Genomic DNA, 25365 nt, shown 5'->3' with positions numbered 1-25365 from the left:
AATCACATAAATTTATCCTAGTGAACGAGCGAGAATCTACCATATCAATCTCCATCCTGATGATTTATAAGATTAGTATAGCTAGATTTCTAGTTCGGTTAAAGATACCTTGTTATTGGGCGCTTACGAATTTTCTTATAAAAATAATACGGATACGTTGAGCTTCTCTAAAAATGAACATGCTCCCATAGCGGTAGTGGGGCAAGAAACTCCTGCAAAAACGAGTCAGACAGCTGTTTCAGAAACCTCACCTGCACAAGTAGAAGTTATTGAGGAATCTGTGGCTTCTGCTGAAGGTGATCTTATCGAGAGTCCACTTGTTGGAGTAGCCTACTTGTCACCGGGTCCAGATAAAGCAGCTTTTATTTCTGTAGGGGACATGGTTAAAAAAGGTCAAACACTATTGATTGTCGAAGCTATGAAAATTATGAATGAAATTCCGGCACCTAAGGATGGTGTTGTGACAGAAATCTTAGTCGCAAATGAAGAAATTGTAGAATTTGGAAAAGGCTTGGTACGTATCAAATGATGGATTTAAATCAAATCAAGGAAGTACTTCCGCATCGTTACCCCTTTCTATTGGTGGATCGGGTTCTGAAGGTCTCGGAAGATGAGATTGTTGCGCTAAAGAATGTCACTATCAATGAACCTTTTTTCCAAGGACACTTCCCTCAATACCCAGTTATGCCAGGTGTCCTCATTATGGAGGCTCTAGCACAAACAGCCGGTGTCTTAGAACTGTCGAAAGAAGAGAACAAAGGCAAACTGGTTTTCTACGCTGGAATGGACAAGGTTCGATTTAAAAAACAAGTAGTCCCTGGAGACCAGTTGGTCATGACGGCTACATTTATCAAACGTCGTGGTACGATTGCAGTTGTGGAAGCAACCGCGGAAGTTGACGGTCAATTGGCTGCTTCCGGTGTCCTGACTTTTGCCATTGGAAGCTAATACTCATTACATTTCAAATTCTGACTTTGTTAAGCCTTTATGATGAACTGATTGCACGCCTCATCAGGTATATGCAACAGGTCTCTTAGTTCTGTTGCATGATTCTTATCGGCTTTTCTGGTTATTTCTTTGAAATTTTGGGGTATTTTGGTTTTGAAATTAGTGAGGTATAAAACTCCATCAAAGGAGAAGAAGATGTTCAAGAAAATTTTAATTGCCAATCGTGGCGAAATCGCCGTAAGGATTATTCGGGCAGCCCGTGAGCTGGGGATTACGACAGTTGCGGTTTATTCTGAAGCAGATAGAGAAGCCCTCCATGTTGCCTTGGCGGATGAAGCTATCTGTATTGGCCCTGCGAAATCGACGGATTCTTATCTGGATATGAATGCGGTTTTATCCGCAGCGATCATCACCCAAGCAGAAGCGATTCATCCTGGATTTGGTTTCTTGAGTGAAAATTCAAAGTTCGCAACCATGTGTGAAGAGATGAATCTTATCTTTATTGGACCTGCTGGTCTGGTTATGGATAAGATGGGGGATAAAATCAATGCCCGTTCAGAAATGATAAAAGCTAAGGTTCCTGTTATCCCAGGATCGGATGGAGAAGTTGTTACTGCTGATGAGGCCTTGGAGGTTGCAAATCGACTGGGCTATCCGGTTATGCTCAAGGCATCGGCAGGTGGTGGTGGGAAAGGGATTCGAAAAGTGAAAAGCCAAGAGGAGTTGCTACCTGCTTTTGAGTCTGCTTCTCAAGAAGCCAAGTCCGCCTTTGGCAATGGTGCTATGTATATTGAAAAAGTGATTTACCCCGCTCGCCATATCGAAGTCCAGATTTTAGGGGATTCTTTTGGCAATGTTATCCACTTGGGAGAACGAGATTGTTCCCTCCAACGGAACAATCAAAAGGTTTTGGAAGAAGCGCCTTCGATTGCGATTGGAAAAACCCTTCGCACGAAACTTGGGCAAGCAGCAGTACGGGCGGCTCAGGCAGTGAACTACGAAAATGCAGGAACCATTGAATTTCTCCTTGATGAGCAAAAGGGTGAGTTTTACTTTATGGAAATGAATACTCGTGTTCAGGTTGAGCATCCCGTAACTGAATTTGTGACCGGTATTGACATCGTGAAAGAGCAAATTCGGATTGCCGCGGGTCAAGAATTATCCTATAAACAAGAAGAGATTCAGATGACAGGTCATGCCATTGAGTGTCGCATCAATGCTGAAAATCCAAAATTCAATTTTGCGCCCAGCCCTGGAAAAATCACGGATCTATACTTACCGTCAGGTGGTGTCGGCTTGCGCGTGGATTCAGCAGTTTATCCAGGTTATACCATCCCACCTTATTATGACTCCATGATTGCAAAAGTCATTGTTCATGGCGAGAATCGTTTTGATGCGTTGATGAAGATGCAACGAAGCCTCTATGAACTAGAGATTGAAGGGATTGTCACAAATGTTGACTTTCAACTGGATCTTATTTCCGATAGTCATGTGATTGCCGGAGATTACGATACTAGTTTTTTAATGGAAGAATTTTTACCAACCTATGCTGAAAAAGACTAGGGGCAGGAACTTGAGTCCAGCCTCTTTTATTGAAAAATGAACGAGAGGAAAGGAGACTAGATGGGACTATTTAATCGAAAAGAAAAATATATCCGTATCAATCCCAACCGTTCGGTTAGAAGAATGGTAAAACGGGAGATGCCAGAAGTACCTGACGAACTCTTTGCCAAGTGTCCAGCCTGTAAAGCGGCGATTTATCAAAAAGATTTAGGGACTGCTAAGATTTGCCCTGACTGTTCCTATCATTTTCGGATTTCAGCCCAGGAACGTTTAGCTCTCATGGTTGATGAAGGGACCTTTGAAGAGATGTTTACAGGTTTTGAAACAAGGGATCCGCTCAAGTTTCCTAATTATCAGGAAAAATTAGCGGCTACAAGGGCAAAGACAGGATTGGATGAGGCAGTATTAACAGGTAGGGCCAAAATTCAAGGGCAAGTAACAGCACTTGCTATTATGGATTCTAATTTTATCATGGCTTCCATGGGAACTGTTGTCGGAGAAAAGATTACCTGTCTGTTTGAATATGCCATTCAAGAAAAATTACCAGTGGTCATCTTTACGGCATCTGGAGGAGCACGCATGCAGGAGGGGATTCTCTCGCTCATGCAAATGGCAAAAATTTCAGCGGCAGTAAAGCGCCATTCCAATGCAGGTTTATTTTATCTCACCATTCTAACAGATCCAACAACTGGCGGTGTTACTGCATCATTTGCTATGGAGGGAGATATTATTCTTGCGGAACCCCAGACCTTAATTGGTTTTGCAGGTCGCCGTGTTATTGAAACAACAGTGCGTGAAAATCTTCCTGATGATTTTCAAAAAGCGGAATTCCTTCAGGAACATGGTTTTGTGGATGCAATTGTGAAACGGATAGACTTACCAGATACAGTTGGACAATTATTAAATGTTCATGGGGGAAGCAAATGACCAGCAAGGTAGCTCATATTTTAAAAGAGGCCCGAAATCAAGGGCGTTTGACAGCTCTGGATTATGCCAAAACGATTTTTGATGATTTTTTCGAATTGCATGGAGACCGTAACTTCCGTGATGATTCGGCTGTTATTGGAGGTATTGGAAAACTAGATGGACGAGCAGTAACGGTCGTTGGCATCCAAAAGGGAAAAAACTTCCATGACAACTTGAAGCGCAATTTTGGACAACCACACCCAGAAGGTTACCGTAAAGCCCTCCGCCTAATGAAACAGGCAGAAAAGTTTGGACGACCCGTTGTAACCTTCATCAATACCGCTGGTGCCTATCCAGGGCAAGGAGCGGAAGAACGAGGACAAGGAGAAGCCATCGCCCGAAACCTTTTGGAAATGAGTGACCTTAAGGTACCGATTATTGCAATTATTATTGGTGAAGGAGGTTCTGGTGGAGCCTTGGCACTTGCAGTTGCCGATCAGGTTTGGATGTTAGAAAACACAACCTATTCCATCCTAAGTCCAGAAGGTTTTGCTTCAATCTTATGGAAGGATGGCAGCAGAGCGTCAGAAGCCGCTGAATTGATGAAGATGACAGCAGCTGAATTAAAAAAGCAGGGGATTGTCGACAAGATTATTCCAGAACGCGGCTATTTTTCCCGAGAAATTGTTCAACAAATTAAGAACCATTTGGTTGAAGAGTTGGCTCGGTTATCCGCTTTATCAATAGAACAACTGCTAGAAGATCGCTACCAACGGTTTAGGAAATATTAATGAACAGAAAAAACGGACTTTCGAGCGAAAGTCCGTTTTACAGTTATTAAAGTAAAGCCAAGATAATAAAGTTTAGAATGAAAAGAGCTGTGGATCCCCAAAGGATTGGGTGAATTTCTTTAGCTTTACCCGTTGAAACTTTAACCAAGCAGTAGAAGATAAAGGCTGCGGCAATACCGTAAGAAATAGAGAAGCAAAGAGCCATAAAGAAGGCTGCGAAGAAGGCTGGGAGAGCATCTTCGAATTGGCTCCAGTCAACATCCAAGAAGGATGATACCATCATAACCCCGACAATAATCAAGGCTGGAGCAGTAGCAGCTGCTGGTACAATACCGATGAAGGGAAGAATAAGAGTTGAGAGTAGGAAGCAGATCGCTGTTGAGACAGCTGTAAGACCTGTCCGACCACCAGCAGAGATACCGGCTGCTGACTCTACAAAGGTAGTTGTATTAGAAGTTCCAAAGAGGGCTCCGATAGAAGTTCCGATTGCATCTGCAAAGAGAGCCTTATCCATTTTTGAGCTAAAGCCAGTCGAATTTTCAAGAGCTTCTTCATCTTCAGCAGAGAAAATTCCAGTTTTGCGGCCAGTTCCAATAAAGGTTCCGAGTGTATCGAAAGTGTCGGATAAACTAAAAGCAAAGATGGTCATCAGAACCAAAGGTAAACGACTAGAGTCGGAAAAGAGAGAGGAAAGTCCGCCGAAAGCAGCTAGGAAAGTAGTACCCAATTCTCCAAAAGCTGTTCCTAAATTGTTATTGGCAAAGTCAATAGTAGAGAGATCAACAACACCAACTGGAATTCCTGCCAGAGTTGTGGCAATAATTCCGATAAGAATAGCTCCTCGTACATTTTTGATAACCAGAACAGCTGTTAAAAGAAGTCCAAATACTGTTAAGAGAACGCTGGCATCAGTGAACGTTGAAATAGAAGGGACAACCCCGCCACCTGCAAAGACAGAAGTGATGCCATTGGCAAAAGTTTCGGAAGTAGCTTCAGCAGGAGCAACACCATTGACGGTGATAATGTCCGAAGCCGAAGTAAGGAAGGTAATGAGGTTGGAGTTTTTGAAACCAAGGTAGGCTACAAAGACCCCGATACCTCCACCAATCGCGTGTTGGAGGCTGACCGGAATCGCTTTAATGATACTTTTCCGAACTTTAGTAACCGTAATGAAAACGTTAAAGAGACCACAGAGGAATACCATGGCTAGGGCTTCCTGCCAAGTAAAACCAAGACCGATAACAACTGTGTAGGTAAAGAAGGCGTTGAGTCCCATTCCTGGTGCCAAGGCATAAGGAACATTGGCAAATAGTCCCATCACCAAGGTTGAAACCGCACTAGCAATAATCGTTGCCAAGAAAACTGCTTGAGTCGGCATTCCAGCTACACTAAGCACGCTTGGATTGACAAATAAAATATAAGACATAGCGAAGAAAGTTGTAATCCCAGCCATGATCTCAGTTGATACGGTTGTACCGTATTCCTTTAAATTAAAAAACCGTTCCACGGATTATGTCTCCTTTATTTACGAATGATACAAATAGTTTAACTTAATTTCATTCGTATTTCAAGTTGTTTATCCAAAATAAATTGCTTGGGTGATTAAACCAAGCGATTTAGTACATCATTGCTTATCAATGATTTTGTAGAAAAAGATTACTTTTATAAATGAAAAGACCGTAGCGAAGTATATTACGGTCATTGAAACGTCCTAAACGGTAATTTGATATTTCTCTTAAGTCTTCAAAAATGAAAATAGCTTAGAATCATATCCATAAGAATTATTGATTCCAAGCTATTCTTTTTATGTAACGTGAATAAGTTTTAATGTTATCCCAACTTATCTCCCTCTTTCCCAATTTGAGTCTCCTGATGGAAGATCTGTTGCCAGTCTTCGTGGCGGCGCCAGATGGTGGTGTGTTGCTTGCCGTTGAGTTGGTAGGAGACTAGTTTTGTTTTTTGGCTGATGGATTTGACTTGGAATTTTTTGAAGGCCATTTCTTGGTGTTTGGCTACTAGATAGGCGGTACGGTCTTGGACTTGGCCGTTCATAGGGATGTAGGTGAAGTCCTCGGCGATGTAGTCGTCGAGGTTTTGTCCAGCTTCGACCTGGCTTTGGTAGAGGAAGAGTTTTTTGAGGAGGAAGTCCATGTCTTCATCTTCTGGAATGGGAGAGGGTTCGATGTGGATGTCGATGTCGAAGACGCCATATTGGTCTTGGAGCAAGTGCTCAACTTGATCGGCAATTGTGTGGCTTTCGTAGACGGAGAGATCGGGGTTCATAGCTAGGATTAGGTCGAGGTAAATATGGCTTCCGTAGCTACGACCTCTGATTTCTTTGACTTGGTCAATTTTGGGAACTGTTAGAATGCTTTGGCTATACTGTTCTAAAAGATTTTCATCAAAGCCATCGGAGAGAGAAAAAGTGGCTTCTCGGAAGATATCGTAGGCGGTTTTGAGGATAATGAGACTGATAATAATCGCAATAATCTTATCGATGAGATAGAACTGAAATTGACTTGCTAGAATGGCTAAGCTTGTTCCCAAGGACGTAAGCACATCGGAAAGATTGTCCATAGCTGCAGCTTCAAGGGCTTTAGAATGTACACGTTTGGCTAGATTACGGTTGTAGAGGTAGACTCCAGTCATGACTAAAGCGGAGAAAAGCCCCACCCAGATAGCTTGGGGGTCAAAACTCTCTTGCTTACCTTGGAGCAGGTCTTCCATGCTTTGGAAGAGGACTTGAAAACCGACTAGTAGCATAATCAGTGAGGTAATGAGGCTAGCAAGGTCTTCCATTTTCCAATGCCCGAATTTGTGGTCGCGATCTGCAGGTTTTTGGGCTAGGCGTAAGCCAATAAGGACAGCGACATTACCTAAAATATCAGTCATATTATTCAACCCATCGGCTGTGATGGAAGCGGATCCGAAGAGATGACCAGTGATAATTTTGAAGATAGACAGCAGGATATAGGTTGCGATGGCTAGAAGTGCACCGCGTTCCGCCATTTTTAAATTCTGAGTTGGACTGGACATTGGATCTTCCTTTTTTTTTCTTTTTTCAAAAAGTTTAACAAAAGGGACTAGGAAATTCAATGACCGAGATTGGAGGTTAAAGGCGTCAAATGTTATAATGGGGGAAGATATTTTCACAATTACAAGGAGACAAGATGAATCCACTGTTAGCGGGTATGAATGAGCGCCAGGCGGAGGCGGTCCAAACAACGGAAGGTCCTTTGCTGATTATGGCAGGGGCAGGTTCAGGTAAGACGAGAGTTCTGACCCATCGTATTGCCTATCTCATTGATGAAAAAATGGTGAACCCCTGGAATATTTTAGCGATTACCTTTACGAATAAGGCGGCGCGGGAGATGAAGGAACGGGCTTTTGCTTTAAATCCAGCAACGCAAGATTGTTTGATTGCGACCTTCCATTCTATGTGTGTCCGAATTTTGCGTCGGGATGCAGATTATATAGGCTATAACCGCAATTTTACGATTGTCGATCCAGGAGAGCAACGAACCTTGATGAAGCGGATTCTTAAAGAACTTAATTTGGATCCACAGAAATGGAATGAGCGGGCTGTTCTAGGGACAATTTCGAATGCGAAAAATGAGTTAATAGACGATCGAGCTTATGAAGCGCAGGCTAGTGATATGTATAGCCAAGTTGTAGCCAAATGTTACAAGGCTTACCAGCGAGAATTGCGACAATCCGAAGCAATGGATTTTGACGATCTCATTATGATGACCTTACGCCTTTTTGATCAGAATCCAGATGTGCTAACCTATTATCAGCAAAAGTTCCAATACATTCATGTAGATGAATACCAAGATACCAACCAAGCTCAGTACCAGTTGGTTAAGCTGTTGGCTTCTCGCTTTCAAAATATCTGTGTCGTTGGTGATGCGGATCAGTCCATCTATGGTTGGCGAGGTGCCGACATGCAAAATATTTTGGATTTTGAACGGGATTACAAGTCCGCCAAGGTCGTCCTCTTAGAGGAAAATTACCGCTCTACCAAAAAGATTTTGCAAGCTGCGAATGAGGTGATTGTTCACAATAAAAACCGTCGTCCTAAAAAATTGTGGACACAGAATCCCGAAGGTCAAAGCTTAGTGTATTACCGGGCAACCAATGAACAGGAAGAAGCTTTCTTCGTTGCTAAGACGATTCGGCAACTGGTTTTAGAAGAAGGGAAGAATTATAAAGATATAGCGGTCTTGTATCGAACGAATGCCCAATCCCGGACAATTGAGGAATCCTTGATGAAGTCGGCGATTCCCTATACCATGGTTGGCGGAACGAAGTTCTACAGCCGTAAAGAGATTCGTGACTTGGTTGCTTATTTGAATTTATTGGCCAATCCCAAGGATAATATTAGTTTTGAGCGGATTATTAATGAACCCAAACGTGGGATTGGTCCAGGAACTGTTAACAAGTTGCGGGATTTTGCCCAGCAGCAGGGACTCTCTCTTCTAGAAGCTAGTAGCGATCTCATCCTATCTCCGTTGAAAGGGAAAGCAGCTCAAGCCGTTGAAGATTTTGCGACAATGATGAATCGCTTACGTCAGCAGTTAGATCAGTGGACCGTGACGGAACTGGTCAACACTCTGTTAGACGATTCGGGTTATCGCCAGAGTCTGGAAGCCCAACGCACAGTGGAAGCTCAGAGTCGTCTGGAGAATATCCAAGAGTTTCTATCCGTTACCCAGTCCTTTGACGAGGGGGAAGCAGAAGACGGTGAAACTGGATTGGATCGTCTAGGACGATTTTTGGTGGATCTAGCCCTGAGCTCAGAAGCAGATGAAGGGGAAGTAGAAGCTGCTGAGGTAACCCTTATGACCTTACATGCGGCTAAAGGGTTGGAATTTCCCTTTGTTTTCCTCATTGGTATGGAAGAAAATGTATTCCCCCTATCTCGTGCTAGCCAAGATCCAGATGAGTTGGAAGAAGAACGGCGCTTAGCTTATGTGGGAATTACAAGGGCAGAAGAAGGACTCTTTTTGACCAATGCTAATTCGCGCCTTCTTTATGGTCGAACAAGCTACAATAAGCCGAGTCGTTTCCTGAATGAAATGTCAAGTTCTCTTTTAGATTACCAAGGGTTGGCGAAGCCAGCTAATACTAGTTTTGCAGTATCTTATACGAATCAAGCAGGGCAAAAATTTGGTCAGGGTATGAGTTTAGAAGAAGCGATTCGCTTGCGGAAACAAGCTGCTCAACCTCAGTCATTGAGAAGTCAAGCTCCTACAAGTCAGGTGGCGACTACTGTTTGGGAAATTGGAGATCAAGTAGCCCATCGGAAATGGGGGCCGGGAACAGTTTTGGCAGTTTCTGGTTCTGGAGATGCCCAGGAATTGAAGATTTCCTTCCCAGAGTTAGGTGTGAAGAAAGTATTGGCAGCTTTGGCTCCCATTGAAAAAATTTAGGAGAAAGCTATGGATGGAATGATTGCGGTGAATAAGGCGGCAGGGATGACCAGCCACGATGTGGTAGGGCAACTTCGTCGTATTTTGAAAACGAAAAAAATTGGGCACGGTGGAACCTTGGATCCTCAAGTGACTGGAGTTTTGCCAATTGCTGTTGGTAAGGCAACTCGGCTCATTGAATATATGCAAGATGGTGGTAAAATCTACGAAGGTGAAATAACTCTAGGCTATGCTACAACTACAGAAGATGCCTGGGGAGAGCGGATTCAAGAAACCCCGATTCAGGAAGGTCAAGTCACACTTGATCAGATTGATGCCGCTATGGCGACTTTAGAAGGAACCATTCAACAGATTCCTCCGATGTACTCAGCCGTGAAGGTGAAAGGGCGTAAGCTTTATGAATATGCTAGAGCTGGAGAAGAAGTAGAGCGTCCAGTCCGTCAGGTCGCCATCCAGGAGTTTTCACGCCAATCAGAGCTGCGTTGGGAAAACGGGCTTGTACGTTTTGACTTCCGAGTGAGTTGTTCGAAAGGGACCTATGTTCGGACGTTAGCGGTGGATTTGGGATCGCGGTTAGGTTTTTCCAGTCACATGTCTCGATTGGTACGTACCCAATCAGCTGGTCTAAGTTTGGAATCAGCTTATCGTTTAGAGGCGATTGAAGAATTGGTAGCACAAGGCCAAGAGACATTCCTGTTGCCTTTGGAATATGGGGTTTCCAGTCTACCTGCTTATGAGCTGAGTCGGGAAGAAACTGAGGAATTAAGATATGGACGTTGGATTCAGGCGGCAGTTTCTCAAAACCGTGTAGCTGCTTTTTATGAAGGTAAATTGTTAGCGATTCTGGAGAAAAAAGGAGATATGTTTAAACCTCACAAGGTATTTGTCTAGTAAGGAGAAAGAATGAAAAAACAAACCATTCAGAATTGGCGGGATATTCATCAAACAGAGCCAACTATTTTAGTTTTAGGCTATTTTGATGGGATTCACAAGGGGCATCAACAATTGTTTAAACGGGCTCGGCAGCTGGCAGATCAGTCTGGTTTGAAGGTGGCTCTCTTGACGTTTCCAGAATCTCCACAACTGGCTTTTAGTCGTTTTCGAACGGATATGCTGCTGCATTTATCAAGTCCAGAATTGCGAGAGGAATTATTGGAAGAGGTCGGTGTTGACTTACTTTACTTACAGGATTTCACCAGCGAGTTTGGAAGCTTGACAGGACAAGAATTTCTGGATACCTATGTGGCCAGTCTCAAGCCTCAGAAATTAGTAGTTGGCTTCGATTACCATTTTGGCTGTGACCGACAAGGAGCTCAGCTTCTCTCCTCTTCTTTTCCAGGTCAGGTAGAGATTGTTCCATCTTACGATTTGGATGGACAAAAGGTCAGTTCGACACGGATTCGTCAAGCACTGGCGCAGGGAGAGGTTCAAGAAGTGGCGGACCTTTTAGGAAGACCTTATCAGACCTGTGGTATTGTAGTTCATGGAGATGCTCGGGGACGAACGATTGGTTATCCAACAGCTAACTTGGCTCCTTTAGATCGAGTTCATATGCCTTCAGATGGAGTTTATGTAGTAAATGTTCATGAAGGTGAAAAGGTCTATCGTGGTATGGCTTCAGTTGGTAAAAACGTCACCTTTGATGGAGATGAGTTGCGTTTTGAAGTCAATATTTTTGATTTTTCAGCTGATATCTATGGCCATCGTTTAAAAATTGATTGGCTGTGCCGCTTACGAGATATGGTAAAATTTACAAGTGTTCAGTCTTTGATTGAGCAATTAGAAGATGATGCAGTAAAAGCGAGGGAATGGAAGGAGCGTACCTAGATGAACCGTGTAATGAATTTGTTTCGAATCTCAATCCACCCAGATGAGAAGGTTGAGTTTTTAAGACTTTTGGGCAATTTAGCTAGCTACTTTCAAGAAGTTGAGCAAAACCTAATTAGTTTTTATGCTTTTCGGAGTCCCGAACAAGAGGATCTGTATTTGATTTTGGAAATTTTCACTTCAGAGCAAGCCTATCTTGACTATCTCAATTCGGAGAGTTATCAGCGTTACCAAGAGTTAACACAGCCATTTGTGCGCGAACAAGCTTATGTTCGTCTCGAGGGGCTCATCTTGTTAGAAAAATTGAGCAAAGACTTGCCACAGGTAGGCTCAGGCTTACGTTTGACCCTATTCCAAGGAGAGGCTCCGAATCTTGAAGCCAAGGATCGCCTGAATCGTCTAACTCAGAAATATGTTTTCCAAAAAGAAGGCTTACATGCTTTCTATCTCGGTTGTGATAAACAATCGCCTGAGGATTGGTATCAATTTGAAATTTTTTCTCAGCAAAAAGAGGAAGATTTACTGGCGGATGAGGAAGGTTTCAAGCATGAGGAAGTGACCTTGAGATGGGAGCCACAGGATTTAGTAGATTTCTCGCTAGGAATGGATGTGGTAGCTACACGAGGAATTGAATTATGGGATTTAGGGGTCTTGTAATTCTACAAGTTTTTTTAAGTTTTCAAAAAAGACTAGGAAATCCCTTCCATTTTTGATAAAATGGATATAGTATGTAGGTTGGAAGGCGAATCTTACGATGATTACTTTATTCTTATCCCCCAGCTGTACCAGCTGTCGAAAGGCGCGTGCTTGGTTAACCAAACACGAGGTTCCTTTTCAAGAACATAATATTATGACGAGTCCTTTGACAGTTGAAGAATTGCGTCATATTTTATCGTTGACAGAAAATGGAACGGACGATATTATTTCAACACGTTCCAAGATATTTCAGAAATTAAATGTAGATTTAGAGGAGTTGCCCATTTCAGAACTCCTAAGTTTGATTGAGCAAAATCCTAGTCTTTTACGTCGTCCGATTATTCTTGATTCCAAGCGCCTTCAAGTTGGCTTTAATGAGGATGAAATTAGGGTTTTCTTACCTAGGGGCTATCGTAAACAAGAATTAAAAAATGCAACATTAAGAGCGGAGATTGATCGACATGAGGAATCAGTATAGTTATCCGTTTGATGAGAGTTGGAGTACTGAAGAATTGGCTTCGGTACTCTCTTTTTTCAATCGCGTGGAAGAAGCTTATGAAGGTGGTGTGGAAGCACGTGTCCTTCTAGAGGCTTATGAGAAATTTAAACAAGTTGTCCCAGGAAAGGCTCTGGAAAAGACTTTGGGACGTGAATTTGAGGCAGCTAGTGGATACTCCTTGTATCGAGCACAACAAGCTGCTAGGGAGCGAGGGAATGGCAGAATTCGACTGTAAGTTCCGCTATGAAGTGGCATTGAGTTTGATGCAAGAGGCCGCGGAGATGGTGAGGAAGGCTTTAAGACAACCTTTAGAAATTGATTGTAAAAAGGGTCGCACAGATTTGGTCACCAATTTAGATGTAGCTGTGCAAGATTTTTTTATCACACATTTAAGTCAAATGTTTCCAAATGATCATTTTTTTGCAGAGGAAAAGACGGAGCAACCGAATGCTCAGTTTGGAGCTGTCTGGATTTTGGATCCTATCGACGGAACTAATAATTTGATAGCCCAAGGGGAAAATTTTGCGATGATGTTGGCCTTTTTCCAGGATGGGCAGGCAGGTTTTGCGATGATTTACGATGTTATGAACCATGTTCTTCTATCGGGAGGAGGAAGTCTACCTGTTTTTCGCAATGGAGTTCGCTATGAAGGACAGGCAGCTTGTGTCTCTGTGGAACGATCCTTGGTGTCGGGAAATGCAGCGATGTTACACGGCAACAGCTTTGGCTTAGCTGATATTGCTCGAGATAGCCTGGGTGTTCGTGTTTATGGTAGTGCGGGAATTAGTTTTCTCAAGGTCTTGCAGGGGAAGCTCTTGACCTATGCGTCCTATTTGGAGCCTTGGGATTATGCAGCAGCCTATGTGTTATCTGAATCTTTAGGATACAAGTTGGTAGAAGCTCAAGGGGAATCCCTCCGTTTTCAAGGGAAGCAACCGGTTTTCTTAATTCCAGCCCATTTAGAGGATTATTTTTTGGAAAAAATCAAAGGGGGTACCAGTCATGCCTTTTCCGGTAGGGTTTAAAGAGAAGTATCAGACCATCCTGGGTTCAGAAAGTGCAGCTTTTTTTGCGACGTTTGAAGAGGAGCCGGTTGCGGGCTTTCGGGTGAATCCCTTGAAAGAATCTCTACAACTTCCTCAAGGAGCGGAGCCAATACCGGGAATGCCATGGTCCTATTATGGAAAAGTATCAGGGAAATCTTTGCAACATGTGACGGGACAATTGTATTCGCAGGAGCCAGCAGCCCAGATGGTAGTCGATGCTGCGGGTATTGAACCAGGCATGAAGGTTTTGGACTTGGCAGCGGCCCCGGGTGGCAAATCGACCCACATTTTGTCCTACCTTAACAATCAGGGGTTCTTAGTCTCTAATGAAATTTCTTCCAAAAGAGCTAAGATATTGGTTGAAAACATGGAGCGCTTTGGAGCCCAGAATGCTGTGGTGACTAATACAGATGCAAAAGCTTTAAGTCGTGTCTTTAAGGGATTCTTTGATGTTATTGTTCTAGATGCTCCCTGTTCCGGAGAAGGTATGTTTCGGAAACAGGCTGATGCTATGGATTACTGGACGTTGGACTATCCTGAGCAGTGTGCTAGTCTCCAACGGGAAATTTTAGAGGCTACTGTTACGATGCTGGCTCCGGGTGGTCGTCTTGTTTATTCAACTTGTACTTGGGCTCCAGAGGAAAATGAGGAGATTGTTTCCTGGTTACTATCAGAATATGACTTTGATTTGGAGCAAGTACCTCTTAAAAATGGGATGGTTTCAGGCTTGAATCTTACGGAGACAGCTAGGATGTATCCCCATCACTTCAAAGGGGAGGGACAATTTCTAGCCCGTTTGCATTATCGAGGGACAAACAAGGCTAAGAAATTCAAGGGAACACGGAGCAATTTGAATGCAGACCAAAAAAACTTGTGGCAAACCTTTGAAAAAGCTCATTTGAAAGAGGGCTTGACAGGAGTATTGCAAACATTTGGAGATGAGTTGTATCTGTTACCGGAAGGTCTACCGACCCTAGATAAGATACGGATTGCTCGGAATGGTTTACATCTGGGAACCTTCAAGAAAAAGCGTTTTGAACCTAGTTTTGCTTTGGGGGTTGCTTTAAAGCCGAGCCAATCGCTACGGATTTATGAGTTACCAGAAGAAGATTTTAAAGCCTATGTAGCTGGTCAAAGCTTACCAGCACAAGGAAATCCATCAAACGGCTGGTATCAATTAGTTTGTGGTCAAAATGGCTTAGGTTTTGTCAAAATTAGCCAAGGGATGGTGAAAAATCACTATCCTAAAGGTTTACGTTTTCAATAAAGGGGAAATTATGGCAGAATTACGACGTTTATATCGAGAATTTCAACCAGAACATTATGATCTAGATCTCATGATTGATCGTAAGACTCGTATCTTTTCAGGTCAGGTGACCATCCAAGGACACTTATCAGCCAGTGATTTATCGTTACATCAGAAAGACCTAGAAATTCTATCTCTATCTGTTGCGGGACAAGATCGAGATTTTGTGGTTGATCAAGAAAATGATTTGGTGACGGCTTCTAGTCTTGAAACCGGAGATGTTACAGTTGTGGTGACCTATCAAGGGAATATCAACGATCGCATGACGGGGATTTACCCTTCTTACTATCGCTTGGAGGGGCAGGATAAGGAAATTATTTCGACTCAATTTGAGAGTCACTTTGCTCGCGAAGCTTTTCCTTGCGTCGATGAACCAGAAGCAAAGGCAACTTTTGATCTGACTCTGCGTTTTGACCAAACAGAGGGGGAAATAGCCCTTTCCAATATGCCAGAACAGGAGCCTGGGCGAGGGGAGCAAACAGGTATCTGGACCTTTGAGCGGACACCTCGGATGTCGACCTATCTCTTGGCATTTGGGATTGGTGATCTTCAAGGAATCACTGATCGAACAGAGCGTGGTACCTTGGTTGGTGTTTATGCTAGCAAGGCGCATCCAGAAAGAAATCTCGAATTTGCCTTGGATATTGCCAAGCGTGTGATTGCTTTCTACGAAGATTATTTTGATGTACCCTATCCTATTCCTCAATCTTTGCACCTAGCTTTACCTGACTTCTCTTCAGGAGCTATGGAAAACTGGGGATTGGTAACCTATCGGGAAGTCTACCTTTTGGTGGATGCGAATTCAAGTTTCCACAGTCGTCAACAAGTTGCTTTGGTAATTGCCCATGAAGTAGCTCATCAATGGTTTGGTAATCTGGTTACCATGCAATGGTGGGACGATCTCTGGTTAAATGAGAGCTTTGCCAACATGATGGAATATGTCAGCGTGGACCATTTGGAGCCAGGTTGGAATATTTTGGAAGACTTCCAGACTACTGGTATTCCACTTTCCTTACGCCGGGATGCGACAGATGGCGTGCAATCTGTCCATGTAGCTGTGAATCATCCAGATGAGGTGAATACACTCTTTGATCCTGCGATTGTTTATGCTAAGGGGAGCCGTCTCATGCATATGTTGCATCGTTGGTTGGGAGATCAAGTCTTTTCTAAAGGCTTGGGAGCCTACTTCCGTAAGTATCAATATGGCAATACAGTAGGGACTGATCTCTGGGCTGCCTTAGAATCTGCTTCTGGTAGGGAAGTTGGCGCCTTTATGGAATCTTGGTTGGAGCAGCCAGGCTATCCAGTTGTCACGGTTACTCTAGAGGGGGATGATTTAGTGTTGACCCAGGAGCAATTCTTCTTGGGGCAAGGAGAAGATAAACAACGTTTGTGGCATATTCCGCTCAATAGTAATTGGCAAGGGCTTCCTGATATGATGACCGACAAGACGTTGGTGATTCCTGGTTATGCCGAGTTAGCGGCTGCAAATGCAGAAGCGGGAGCACTTCGCCTCAATGATGGAAACACAGCTCATTATATTTGTGACTATCAAGGTTCAGTTGGTACCTCCTTGTTGGAAAACCTGTCTAACCTTGATGCTACTAGCCGTCTGCAACTGATTCAGGAACAGCAATTATTAGCGGAATCTGGACGGATTTCTTATGCTGCTTTGCTTGCTTTGATGGAAAAATGGCCAGAAGAGAAGGCTTTTATCGTTCTCTCTGCCTGGGCTAATGTCGTTCGTGCCTTAGCTCGATTCCTAGAAGAAGAGGAGCAAGCCCGAGCTGTCTTGAACCAGAAAGTATCTCAGCTTTTTGGGCCGGCTATCGAGTCCTTAGGCTTAATTCCACAAGCTGGAGAAGCGGAACAGGATGAGTTGGTTCGCCAAGTAGCCCTCAGCCAACTGGTAGAAGCGGAAGCTAGTCCTGTTGTAGAAGGTGTCGCAGCTATTTTTGAGCAGTATAAAAACAATCTGGAAGACACACCTGCTTCTATTCGCTCACAAGTATTAATCAACCAAATGAAATCGTCTGAATCAAGAGAGCTAGTAGAGCTCTATCTTGATTTGTACCAAGGGGCAACCGATGGTACCTTCCAACGTCAGTTGGCTACTGCCTTGTCATATGCACAAGAGGAGGAACATTTTCAGTTGCTTCTATCAAAATGGCGGGATAAATCAGTGGTGAAACCACAAGATTTGGCGCTTTCTTGGTATCGAGTTTTCTTACTTCAAGCAACAGCGAGTCCTTTGGCTTGGAACTGGGCTTGCCAAAACTGGGATTGGATTGTGGATGCATTGGGAGGAGATATGTCCTTCGATAGGTACATTATCTATCCGGCTAATAGTTTTCACCGTCGTGACCAATTACAGGCCTATAAGGAATTCTTCCAACCAAAAGTGGAAGATATGGCGATGCAGCGGAATATTCTTATGGGAATCAATGAAATTGAGGCGCGTGTAGCCTTAATGGAACGTGATCGGGCACAGGTGCTTGCAGCTCTTAAAGAAAATTAGGATTTTTTAAGTTTCCGCAGTTAAAATAGGAGAAAAGATCTACCGCAGGCTTGGGACCTAGACAGGCTCCAAGCCTTTTTGAAAGAGGAGTAATGATGATTAAGATTTTGTTGGTCGAAGATGACTTGAATTTATCCAATTCTGTGTTTGATTTTTTGGATGATTTTGCGGATGTTATGCAGGTGTTTGATGGAGAAGAAGGTCTTTACGAGGCAGAATCCGGTATCTATGATTTGATTCTTCTTGATTTGATGTTGCCAGAAAAAGATGGTTTCCAAGTTCTTCAAGAATTGCGTGAAAAAGGTGTCAGTACTCCAGTTTTGATTATGACAGCCAAAGAAAGTTTAGAAGACAAGGGGCATGGCTTTGAATTGGGAGCAGATGACTATTTGACGAAACCTTTCTATCTTGAGGAATTGAAGATGCGGATTCAGGCCTTACTCAAGCGTTCAGGAAAGTTCAATGTTAATCAATTAACTTATGGGGACATTGAGGTAGATCTCAATACTAATAGCACCAAGATGGCCGGGGAAGAGGTGGAGCTTTTGGGGAAGGAGTTTGATCTACTGGTCTATTTCTTGCAAAACCAAAATGTTATTTTACCTAAGTCCCAAATTTTTGACCGTATCTGGGGGTTTGATTCAGATACCACGATATCTGTTGTTGAAGTGTATGTGTCTAAGATTCGTAAGAAGCTCAAAGGTAGTGTTTTTGCAGAACATTTGCAGACGCTTAGAAGTGTAGGATATATATTGAAACATGAAGAAGGTTAGAGACAAAGTCAAATCTGCTAATTTTCCTTATTTTGTTCGCTATGTCACCGTTTTTACCTTGATTTTTGGAACCATGACGCTCTTGAACCTACAAATCATGCGGTCGGGGATCTACAGTTCTGTTGATACAACCTTACGGAATTATAGTCAGAATTCTGAAGCAACGGTTTTGGCTGCTTTGCGGTCTTTAAATAGTTATTCGGAAAATATTGCAGGGATTGAAAAAGATCTTAAAAATATCGAGGCTCCACTTTCTGCCAATTCTGAAGTTCTTCTTTTTAATGAAAAAGGTGAGGTTCTTTCAACGCCAAGTCATTTAGTGGATACAACAGAATTGAAATTGAATTTAAAAAAGGATTTCCATAAAATTCGTCAGGTGGAGATGCGAACAACTTTTGGAGAAATCGAATCTTTCCGAGAAATCTGTTTTCCCTTAGAATTATCTCAGTCTATTGAAGGAATCGCCTATGCTTCTGTGTTAATCAATACCAATCAAATCCAAGCGACCAACGCTAATAATGAGAAAACGGTTATCATGGTGATGACAATTTTCTGGTTGATATCTATTATTGCTAGTTATTATTTGGCCAAGATGACGATGGCGCCCATCCTTGATAGCATGCAGCGCCAAAAGACTTTTATTGAGAATGCCAGTCACGAGCTCCGCACTCCATTAGCGGTTCTCCAAAACCGCTTGGAGGGACTTTTCCGTAAGCCTCAAGCGACAATTTTGGATGAAAGTGAGTCAGTTGCGGCTAGTTTGGAAGAAGTTCGAAATATGCGGAAGTTGACGACGAATCTTCTTAATATGGCCCGTCGTGATGACGGTATTATTCCTGTTCTAGAAACGATTGACTCTAAATTTTTTGAAGATATTCTGGAAAATTTTGAATTAGTTTCTCAGGAAAATGGAAAAAATTTCCAGTATGTTAATGACTTTCAAGGACAAATTCAATCAGACAAGGTTTTGCTGAAACAGGTTTTGACGATTCTCTTTGATAATGCTATTAAATACACCGAGGAGGACGGTCAGGTTGGGGTTCAGCTCTATTCCCAAGATCGTAACGGTGATCTTCGGATCCAAGTTTGGGATAATGGAATTGGGATTTCTGATGAAGATAAGACACGTATTTTTGATCGCTTTTACCGTGTCGATAAGGCTCGTACTCGTCAAAGTTCAGGCTTTGGTTTGGGCCTCTCCTTGGCTAAACAAATCATTGATGCTTTGAATGCAGATATCCAAGTCAAAGACAATACACCTACAGGAAGTATCTTTGAACTCACCCTTAGCAAAGAGGGCAAGAAACGCTATCGTGGACGCCGGAAGGCTAGGAAAGAAAATAAAGACAGTCACAAAACAGGTTAGGAATTTCCTAACCTGTTTTGTGCTATGTTATTGAAGTTTGTTGTCTCAGGATTTCTCCTATCTTATATTTCGAAAATGGGATAGAGAGAAATGGAGGGACAGAATTACAAACCATTCTTTCAAATCATGATGTCAGTGAGCTAGGGATCATAGAATTTGATGTCGAATATGGCTGTATCTTCTTTGCTATCATGCCTAGTGATAGGGAGATAAGGGAATACCTATGAAATGAAAGGGTTGAGTTATAGAGCTGTCCTAATGGCAGTCATAAAAAATAGATTAGGTGGTTTCTTCATCTGTTTTAGCCCCTTAATGAGGCAAAAGAAAAAAGCTCACAAGGAGCTTCTAACTTTCTTACTTAGCAAGTTTAGCAGCAAGGCGTGATTTATCGCGGCTTGCTTTGTTTTTGTGAATCAAACCTTTTGTTTCTGCTTTATCAATAGCAGCAGATGCAGTACGGAAAAGTTCTTCAGTTGGGTTAGCTTCGAAGTTCTTGATAGCAGTACGCATAGCTGATTTTTGAGCTGAATTTTTTTCGTTTTGTTTTACGTTCAATTCAGCGCGTTTGATAGCTGATTTAATATTTGCCAAAATGTTCACCTCCATATGTAATAACTATCTAATTATACAGAAATTTTGGACGATTGACAAGGAGAATTCATTTTTTTAAGTAGATTTTATCAATTTTGTGGTTCTGATCTTTATGGAGAATCATTTGAGCTCTGTTTCGTGTCGGTTGAATATACTGTTGCAGATTGACCAAGTTGATACTTTCCCAAATATGTCGCGCATAGTTTAAGGCCTCAATTGGACTCATTAGACTGAAGCGATGGTGGTAATTTTCAGGTTTGTCCATAGCTAACTCTCTCAATTTGAGAAAGCGTTCCAAATACCATTGCTCGATGAGGGCAGTGGGGGCGTCGATATAGATGGAAAAATCAAAATAATCGAGACTATAAAGGTTGGGTTGATCTGAGATTTGAAAGAGATTGATTCCTTCTACAATTAAGATATCGGTGTTTTCCAAGTGAAAAAACTGATCGGGTAAAATATCGTAACTTTCATGAGAGTAGAGAGGGACATCATAGGCATCACCGTTCCGAATATGATCCAGAAAGTCTAGTAATTTCTCCATATCATAAGATTGTGGAAAACCTTTTTGATGCATCATTTGTTTGGACTCTAGATGAGCGTTGGGATAAAGGAAGCCATCGGTTGTTACCAAATCTACCTGTAATTCAGGGTAAGTCTGTTGGAGCAGGAGTCGTAATAGGCGACTGCTAGTGGATTTGCCGACGGCCACGCTGCCCGCAATTCCAATGATGAAAGGAGATCTAGTTACAGCTTTGTCCAAGAAAGCTCCTTTGGACTGGTTGAGTGCTTCCTTATTTTTCTTATATATGTGAAGTAAACGGATAAGAGGAAGATAGATCGCCTTGATTTCCTCTAGTTGGATGGGGTCGTTGAGGCTGCGAATGGCATCTAATTCTGACTGAGTCAAGCCAGCTTTGGAAAAATCGGATTGTAATTGACTCCAATCTTCCCTATTTATTTGACGGTAATTAAAAAATTCCTGCATAGTATCCTCGTTTCTTCGCCTAGTATATCATAGGGTTGCTGGACTGTAAACCGTTTCCATAATGCTCCTAGATATGTTAGAATAAACCTATGAGTAAGATGTATTTTGAGCGGCAGCCAGATGCTGCACATGATGTACGAGAGTTACGCGTATCTCTTTTGGGAGCGGATTTTCGTTTTCTAGCCGATGCTGGTGTGTTTTCAAAAAAACAGGTGGACTATGGGTCGCGCGTTTTGTTGGAAAGCTTAGATTTTGTACCAGGAGGGTCGCTGTTAGATCTAGGTTGTGGCTATGGGCCTTTGGGAATTGCCTTGGCGAAGGTGCAGGAACAGGTAGTGACGATGGTGGACGTCAATGAAAGGGCTCTAGACTTGGCAGTTAAGAATGCCCAGGCCAATGGGGTGGAGGCTAGTATTTTTGCTTCCGATGTGTATGATCAGGTTGCAGGGACATTTACCCATATTATCTCCAATCCTCCTATCCGAGCAGGTAAATCGGTGGTTCATAGGATTATTGAGGAGGCACCGGGATACTTGGAGTCTGGGGGAGATTTGACCCTAGTCATTCAAAAGAAACAAGGGGCACCAAGTGCAAAGAAGAAGATGGAAGAAGTCTTTGGCAATTGTGATATTATTAGAAAGGATAAGGGTTATTACATCCTTAGAAGTGTGAAGGAATGAGAGCAGTTGATTTAATTCAGAAGAAACGTGATGGTCATAGCTTAAGTAAGGAAGAGATTGATTGGCTTATTGAGGGCTATGTAGATGGAACGGTTCCTGATTATCAAATGGCAGCCATGGCTATGGCTATCTATTTCAAGGGAATGGATACAAGGGAGATTAGCGATCTGACCATGGCGATGGTGGCTAGTGGAGATCAAGTGGATTTGTCAGCAATTCCGGGTATTAAGGTTGATAAGCATTCTACCGGTGGTGTTGGGGACAAGGTGACCTTGATTTTGGCACCTCTAGTAGCCAGTTTCGGAGTGTCGGTTGCTAAGATGAGCGGTCGTGGTCTAGGGCATACAGGTGGAACCTTGGATAAATTAGAGTCGATTAAAGGCTTACAGGTGGAGATTCCCGAAGCTGATTTCATTCAACAGGTACAGGATATTGGTATTTCTGTTATTGGTCAGTCCGATCAGCTGGTTAAAGCAGATAAATTACTATATGCTCTTCGAGATGTGACGGCAACAGTGGACATTATCCCGTTAATTGCTAGTTCGGTTATGAGTAAGAAAATTGCCGCGGGTTCGGATGCTATTCTTTTAGATGTGACAGTCGGACAGGGGGCCTTTATGAAGACCATTGAAGAAGCGCGTGAGTTAGCGACGACTATGGTTAATCTGGGGAAAGCTGTTGGCCGTGAGACGGTGGCAGTTGTTACTGATATGAGCCAGCCCTTGGGGCGTGCGATTGGAAACCGTTTAGAATTGCTAGAAGCTATTGAGATTTTAAAGGGGCAAGGTCGTTCGGATATTACGAACTTTGTAAGCGAGTTAGGGCAAATGTTGTTAGCTTTAGCGGGAGTTGAAAAGTCTGTTGAGGAGGTCCATTCTCATCTTGAAAACGGTTCAGCTTTGGCGAAATTGGAAGAAATGGTGGTGGCTCAAGGTGGAGATTTAGAAGATCTTTACCGTCCAGTTCAAGTCCAAGAAGTCTATGAAATTAAAGCGCCAACAAGTGGCTATATTACAGAACTTCCAGCTCTTTACTATGGTTTGTTTGCGATGAAATTGGGAGCCGGTCGTGCTGTTAAAACGGATCCACTTGATTTCGAAACAGGTATTGTTTTTGAGAAAAAAGTGGGGGATCGAGTAGAAGACGGGGAAGTTTTAGCGAGAATTTACGCAAATTCGGAAATTCCGAAAGTTATGCTTGAAGAATTTCTGGAAAATGTTAAAATAGGAAATGAAGAGGTCGAAATCAAGGAAATCATTGAAATCGTTCGTTAATAGAGCCGGATAGTTTTCCACTTCGACATCCTGAACATTGTCTTTTGCTTAGTGATGGCAATCACTCATCAGTTTTAACATTTTTTTAGGAGGTTCAATATGAACAAGAAACAATGGTTTGGTATCGGTTTGACGGCAGTAGCTGCGCTAACTTTAGTAGCTTGTGGTAACCGTTCTGCAAGTCAAAACGCCGATGCTAAAACAGACCTTAAAGCAGTTATCGTAACAGATACTGGTGGAGTTGACGACAAGTCCTTTAACCAATCTGCTTGGGAAGGTTTGATGGCTTGGGGGAAAGAAAATGGTCTTTCTGAAGGAAATGGTATCGGCTATATCCAATCACAAAGTGAGTCAGACTATGCAAACAACCTTGAGCAAGCTGCTTCAAGCGGTAACCAATTGGTGTTCGGTATTGGATTTGCTCTTCGTAACGCCGTAGAAGCAGCCGCAAAAGATCGTACAGATACAAATTACGTCATCATCGATGAAGTGATTGACAACATGGATAATGTTGCCTCAGCAACTTTTGCGGATAATGAAGCTGCTTACCTAGCTGGTGTGGCTGCTGCTAAGACAACGAAATCTAAAGAAATTGGTTTCATCGGTGGTATGGAATCTGAAGTTATCACTCGTTTTGAAAAAGGTTTTGAAGCTGGTGTTAAATCTGTAGATCCTTCTATCAATGTTCGTGTTGACTATGCAGGTTCTTTCAGTGATGCCGCTAAAGGTAAGTCAATCGCTCAAGCTCAATACTCAGCTGGTGTAGACGTTATTTACCAAGCAGCTGGTGGTACTGGTGTTGGAGTCTTCAAAGAAGCAAAAGATTTGAACGAAACTAAAGACGAAGCAGAAAAAGTTTGGGTTATCGGTGTTGACCGTGACCAGAAGGATGAGGGAAGCTATAAATCTAAGGATGGAAAAGAGTCTAACTTTGTCCTAGCTTCTACCTTGAAAGAAGTTGGAGCAGCTGTTCAAGACTTGGCTAATCAAGCTAAAGATGGTAAATTCCCAGGCGGTAAACACATCACTTATGGTTTGAAAGATAAAGGTGTTGACCTTGCAGAAACAAACTTATCTGATGATGCAAAAGCAGCTGTCAAAGAAGCAAAAGACAAAATTACTTCTGGTGACCTAGAAGTTCCTGCTAAATAATTAAAAAGAAGTCGGGTTTCTCCCCAATGTCATTAAGTTAAGGATTTCGAAAGCTCAATTTATGAGCTTTCGAAATCCTTTTTTTGCTATACTTAGGCTAAAGGAGGTGGATAGAATGCCAAATCAAGTAAAGAAGCAACTACGAAAAAGTATTGCTGCTGTGATAGAGCGAGATCGAGGAAGTTTGATCGTAAGCGCCCAATAACAGAGTATATTGACAAAACTCCAAGATTAAAAGCAATCTGCTTATAATCTTGGAGTTTTCTTTATCTACAATTCTCTTGGATTTTTGGAGCCCATGGTAAATAAGCCTCTAGAACCTCTTTTTTTACGAGAGTCTCCTCGTTTGGCAAATGTTCTAGAAGATAAGCTATATATTTTTCACTATCAAGTTGATGGACTTTGGCTGTCTCAAGCAGGGTCATAATAATAGCACTTGACTCTGCTCCCTCTAAACTTTGGGAGAATAGCCAATTCTTACGTCCCATAACCAAGGATTTAATAGCCCTCTCTGCCAGATTATTAGAGAGAACTAGACGTCCATCTTCCAATACAGTCTTGAATGTGGACTCATAATCCAAACTGTATTTAAGAGCACGGCCTAACTTAGACTCTGGTAAGACATACTGCTCCCGACACCAATCAAAGAATTCTTCCATCAAGGGACGGAGCTCTTCTTGTCGTTTTTGATGTCTGATTTCTGGTTCTAGCTCCTCCCACTGTCTTTCTAAAAGAAACATCCTATCGCAATAGTTATACTTAACAAAAAACAAAAATAGCTGTATACTATAAGGTATGAAAGTCGAACTAAATGAATATCAAATTAGCGAATTGAAGCAAGCCCTGAAAGATAAAAAGAATGCACAGCACCATAGGAAAATTCAAGCTCTCATTCTCTACTCTGAATGTCAGAATTTAACAGCAGTAGCTAAATCAGTAGGTTTTGTTCATCAAACTGTACGAAACTTATTGAACCGTTATCTAGAAGGAGGTTTAGAGGCACTCCTTA

General features: G+C 42.5%; 24 protein-coding genes and 1 pseudogene. 20 read left to right on the top strand and 5 right to left on the bottom strand.

Annotated elements, in window-relative coordinates; genetic code table 11:
• Nucleotides 1-109 precede the first annotated feature (109 nt).
• From E4T71_RS04455 to E4T71_RS04435, 5 genes are all read left to right on the top strand, one after another.
• Nucleotides 110-529 (top strand): acetyl-CoA carboxylase biotin carboxyl carrier protein subunit, encoded by a 420-nt coding sequence (locus tag E4T71_RS04455; RefSeq protein ID WP_245165708.1) that lies wholly within the window; start codon nucleotides 110-112, stop codon nucleotides 527-529.
• Nucleotides 526-948: a 3-hydroxyacyl-ACP dehydratase FabZ gene (gene fabZ, locus E4T71_RS04450; RefSeq protein WP_135037407.1), complete on the top strand. Its 423-nt coding sequence runs from the start codon at nucleotides 526-528 to the stop codon at nucleotides 946-948. The genes E4T71_RS04455 and fabZ overlap by 4 nt, the downstream gene beginning before the upstream one ends.
• A gap of 195 nt (nucleotides 949-1143) precedes the next feature.
• Nucleotides 1144-2511, top strand: coding sequence for an acetyl-CoA carboxylase biotin carboxylase subunit (locus tag E4T71_RS04445; RefSeq protein ID WP_135037404.1), 1368 nt, complete (start codon nucleotides 1144-1146; stop codon nucleotides 2509-2511).
• Between the two features lie 60 nt (nucleotides 2512-2571).
• A complete protein-coding gene (gene accD / locus E4T71_RS04440; protein ID WP_135037401.1) occupies nucleotides 2572-3438 on the top strand; it encodes an acetyl-CoA carboxylase, carboxyltransferase subunit beta in 867 nt (288 codons plus the stop codon).
• Nucleotides 3435-4208: an acetyl-CoA carboxylase carboxyl transferase subunit alpha gene (locus E4T71_RS04435; RefSeq protein WP_135037398.1), complete on the top strand. Its 774-nt coding sequence runs from the start codon at nucleotides 3435-3437 to the stop codon at nucleotides 4206-4208. Before accD ends, E4T71_RS04435 begins: the two co-directional genes overlap by 4 nt.
• A 46-nt stretch (nucleotides 4209-4254) precedes the next feature.
• Here E4T71_RS04435 and E4T71_RS04430 read toward each other — a convergent pair whose 3' ends face one another.
• Complete coding sequence (locus tag E4T71_RS04430; protein ID WP_135037395.1) at nucleotides 4255-5715, bottom strand: NCS2 family permease; 1461 nt, start codon at nucleotides 5713-5715, stop codon at nucleotides 4255-4257.
• 323 nt (nucleotides 5716-6038) lie between these two features.
• Complete coding sequence (locus tag E4T71_RS04425; protein ID WP_135037393.1) at nucleotides 6039-7244, bottom strand: cation diffusion facilitator family transporter; 1206 nt, start codon at nucleotides 7242-7244, stop codon at nucleotides 6039-6041.
• A 134-nt stretch (nucleotides 7245-7378) separates the two neighbouring features.
• Here E4T71_RS04425 and pcrA point away from each other — a divergent pair, with 134 nt between their 5' ends.
• The 11 genes from pcrA (at nucleotide 7379) to E4T71_RS04370 (ending at nucleotide 19671) form a co-directional block, all read left to right on the top strand.
• Nucleotides 7379-9640: a DNA helicase PcrA gene (gene pcrA, locus E4T71_RS04420; protein ID WP_135037390.1), complete on the top strand. Its 2262-nt coding sequence runs from the start codon at nucleotides 7379-7381 to the stop codon at nucleotides 9638-9640.
• 9 nt (nucleotides 9641-9649) lie between these two features.
• Complete coding sequence (truB, locus tag E4T71_RS04415) at nucleotides 9650-10531, top strand: tRNA pseudouridine(55) synthase TruB (protein WP_135037387.1); 882 nt, start codon at nucleotides 9650-9652, stop codon at nucleotides 10529-10531.
• A 12-nt stretch (nucleotides 10532-10543) separates the two neighbouring features.
• Nucleotides 10544-11467, top strand: a complete 924-nt coding sequence (locus E4T71_RS04410; protein ID WP_135037384.1) for a bifunctional riboflavin kinase/FAD synthetase — start codon at nucleotides 10544-10546, stop codon at nucleotides 11465-11467.
• Entirely contained in the window at nucleotides 11468-12124 is a 657-nt protein-coding gene (locus E4T71_RS04405; RefSeq protein ID WP_135037381.1) for an antibiotic biosynthesis monooxygenase family protein, read from the top strand.
• A 97-nt stretch (nucleotides 12125-12221) separates the two neighbouring features.
• Nucleotides 12222-12641 (top strand): Spx/MgsR family RNA polymerase-binding regulatory protein, encoded by a 420-nt coding sequence (locus E4T71_RS04400; RefSeq protein ID WP_135037378.1) that lies wholly within the window; start codon nucleotides 12222-12224, stop codon nucleotides 12639-12641.
• On the top strand, nucleotides 12625-12897 hold the full coding sequence (locus E4T71_RS04395) for a UPF0223 family protein (RefSeq protein WP_135037375.1): 273 nt from the start codon (nucleotides 12625-12627) through the stop codon (nucleotides 12895-12897). The genes E4T71_RS04400 and E4T71_RS04395 overlap by 17 nt, the downstream gene beginning before the upstream one ends.
• Complete coding sequence (locus E4T71_RS04390; protein WP_135037372.1) at nucleotides 12878-13687, top strand: inositol monophosphatase family protein; 810 nt, start codon at nucleotides 12878-12880, stop codon at nucleotides 13685-13687. Before E4T71_RS04395 ends, E4T71_RS04390 begins: the two co-directional genes overlap by 20 nt.
• Nucleotides 13665-14975 (top strand): RsmF rRNA methyltransferase first C-terminal domain-containing protein, encoded by a 1311-nt coding sequence (locus tag E4T71_RS04385; protein WP_135037369.1) that lies wholly within the window; start codon nucleotides 13665-13667, stop codon nucleotides 14973-14975. Before E4T71_RS04390 ends, E4T71_RS04385 begins: the two co-directional genes overlap by 23 nt.
• Before the next feature lie 10 nt (nucleotides 14976-14985).
• Nucleotides 14986-17532, top strand: a complete 2547-nt coding sequence (locus E4T71_RS04380) for a M1 family metallopeptidase (RefSeq protein ID WP_135037366.1) — start codon at nucleotides 14986-14988, stop codon at nucleotides 17530-17532.
• A gap of 95 nt (nucleotides 17533-17627) precedes the next feature.
• Nucleotides 17628-18305: a response regulator transcription factor gene (locus tag E4T71_RS04375; RefSeq protein ID WP_135037413.1), complete on the top strand. Its 678-nt coding sequence runs from the start codon at nucleotides 17628-17630 to the stop codon at nucleotides 18303-18305.
• Nucleotides 18292-19671 (top strand): cell wall metabolism sensor histidine kinase WalK, encoded by a 1380-nt coding sequence (locus tag E4T71_RS04370; protein WP_135037363.1) that lies wholly within the window; start codon nucleotides 18292-18294, stop codon nucleotides 19669-19671. Before E4T71_RS04375 ends, E4T71_RS04370 begins: the two co-directional genes overlap by 14 nt.
• Nucleotides 19672-20025: 354 nt before the next feature.
• Here the strand turns inward: E4T71_RS04370 and rpsT are convergent, their stop codons facing one another.
• On the bottom strand, nucleotides 20026-20262 hold the full coding sequence (gene rpsT / locus E4T71_RS04365; protein ID WP_135037360.1) for a 30S ribosomal protein S20: 237 nt from the start codon (nucleotides 20260-20262) through the stop codon (nucleotides 20026-20028).
• 67 nt (nucleotides 20263-20329) lie between these two features.
• The gene (coaA, locus tag E4T71_RS04360) at nucleotides 20330-21250 is read right to left on the bottom strand and encodes a type I pantothenate kinase (RefSeq protein ID WP_135037357.1); all 921 of its coding nucleotides are present in this window, start codon (nucleotides 21248-21250) and stop codon (nucleotides 20330-20332) included.
• Nucleotides 21251-21339: 89 nt separating this feature from the next.
• Here coaA and E4T71_RS04355 point away from each other — a divergent pair, with 89 nt between their 5' ends.
• The 3 genes from E4T71_RS04355 to E4T71_RS04345 all read left to right on the top strand — a co-directional run bounded on the left by E4T71_RS04355 (nucleotide 21340) and on the right by E4T71_RS04345 (nucleotide 24356).
• Nucleotides 21340-21930, top strand: coding sequence for a class I SAM-dependent methyltransferase (locus E4T71_RS04355; RefSeq protein WP_135037354.1), 591 nt, complete (start codon nucleotides 21340-21342; stop codon nucleotides 21928-21930).
• Nucleotides 21927-23204 (top strand): pyrimidine-nucleoside phosphorylase, encoded by a 1278-nt coding sequence (locus E4T71_RS04350; protein ID WP_135037351.1) that lies wholly within the window; start codon nucleotides 21927-21929, stop codon nucleotides 23202-23204. The genes E4T71_RS04355 and E4T71_RS04350 overlap by 4 nt, the downstream gene beginning before the upstream one ends.
• Nucleotides 23205-23303: 99 nt before the next feature.
• Complete coding sequence (locus tag E4T71_RS04345; RefSeq protein WP_135037348.1) at nucleotides 23304-24356, top strand: BMP family protein; 1053 nt, start codon at nucleotides 23304-23306, stop codon at nucleotides 24354-24356.
• A 266-nt stretch (nucleotides 24357-24622) separates the two neighbouring features.
• Here E4T71_RS04345 and E4T71_RS04340 read toward each other — a convergent pair.
• A pseudogene (locus tag E4T71_RS04340) lies at nucleotides 24623-25108 on the bottom strand (transposase); the annotation flags it as partial.
• Nucleotides 25109-25151: 43 nt separating this feature from the next.
• On the opposite strand from E4T71_RS04340, the gene E4T71_RS04335 reads away from it, so the two are divergent.
• On the top strand, nucleotides 25152-25365 hold a 214-nt coding region (locus tag E4T71_RS04335; RefSeq protein ID WP_135034965.1), incomplete at its 3' end, for a helix-turn-helix domain-containing protein.

The organism is Streptococcus sp. WM07 (assembly GCF_004570525.1).
GTDB lineage: Bacteria > Bacillota > Bacilli > Lactobacillales > Streptococcaceae > Streptococcus.
Note: the sequence above shows the minus strand (reverse complement) of the source record. Positions and strands in the feature narration are given on the sequence as shown.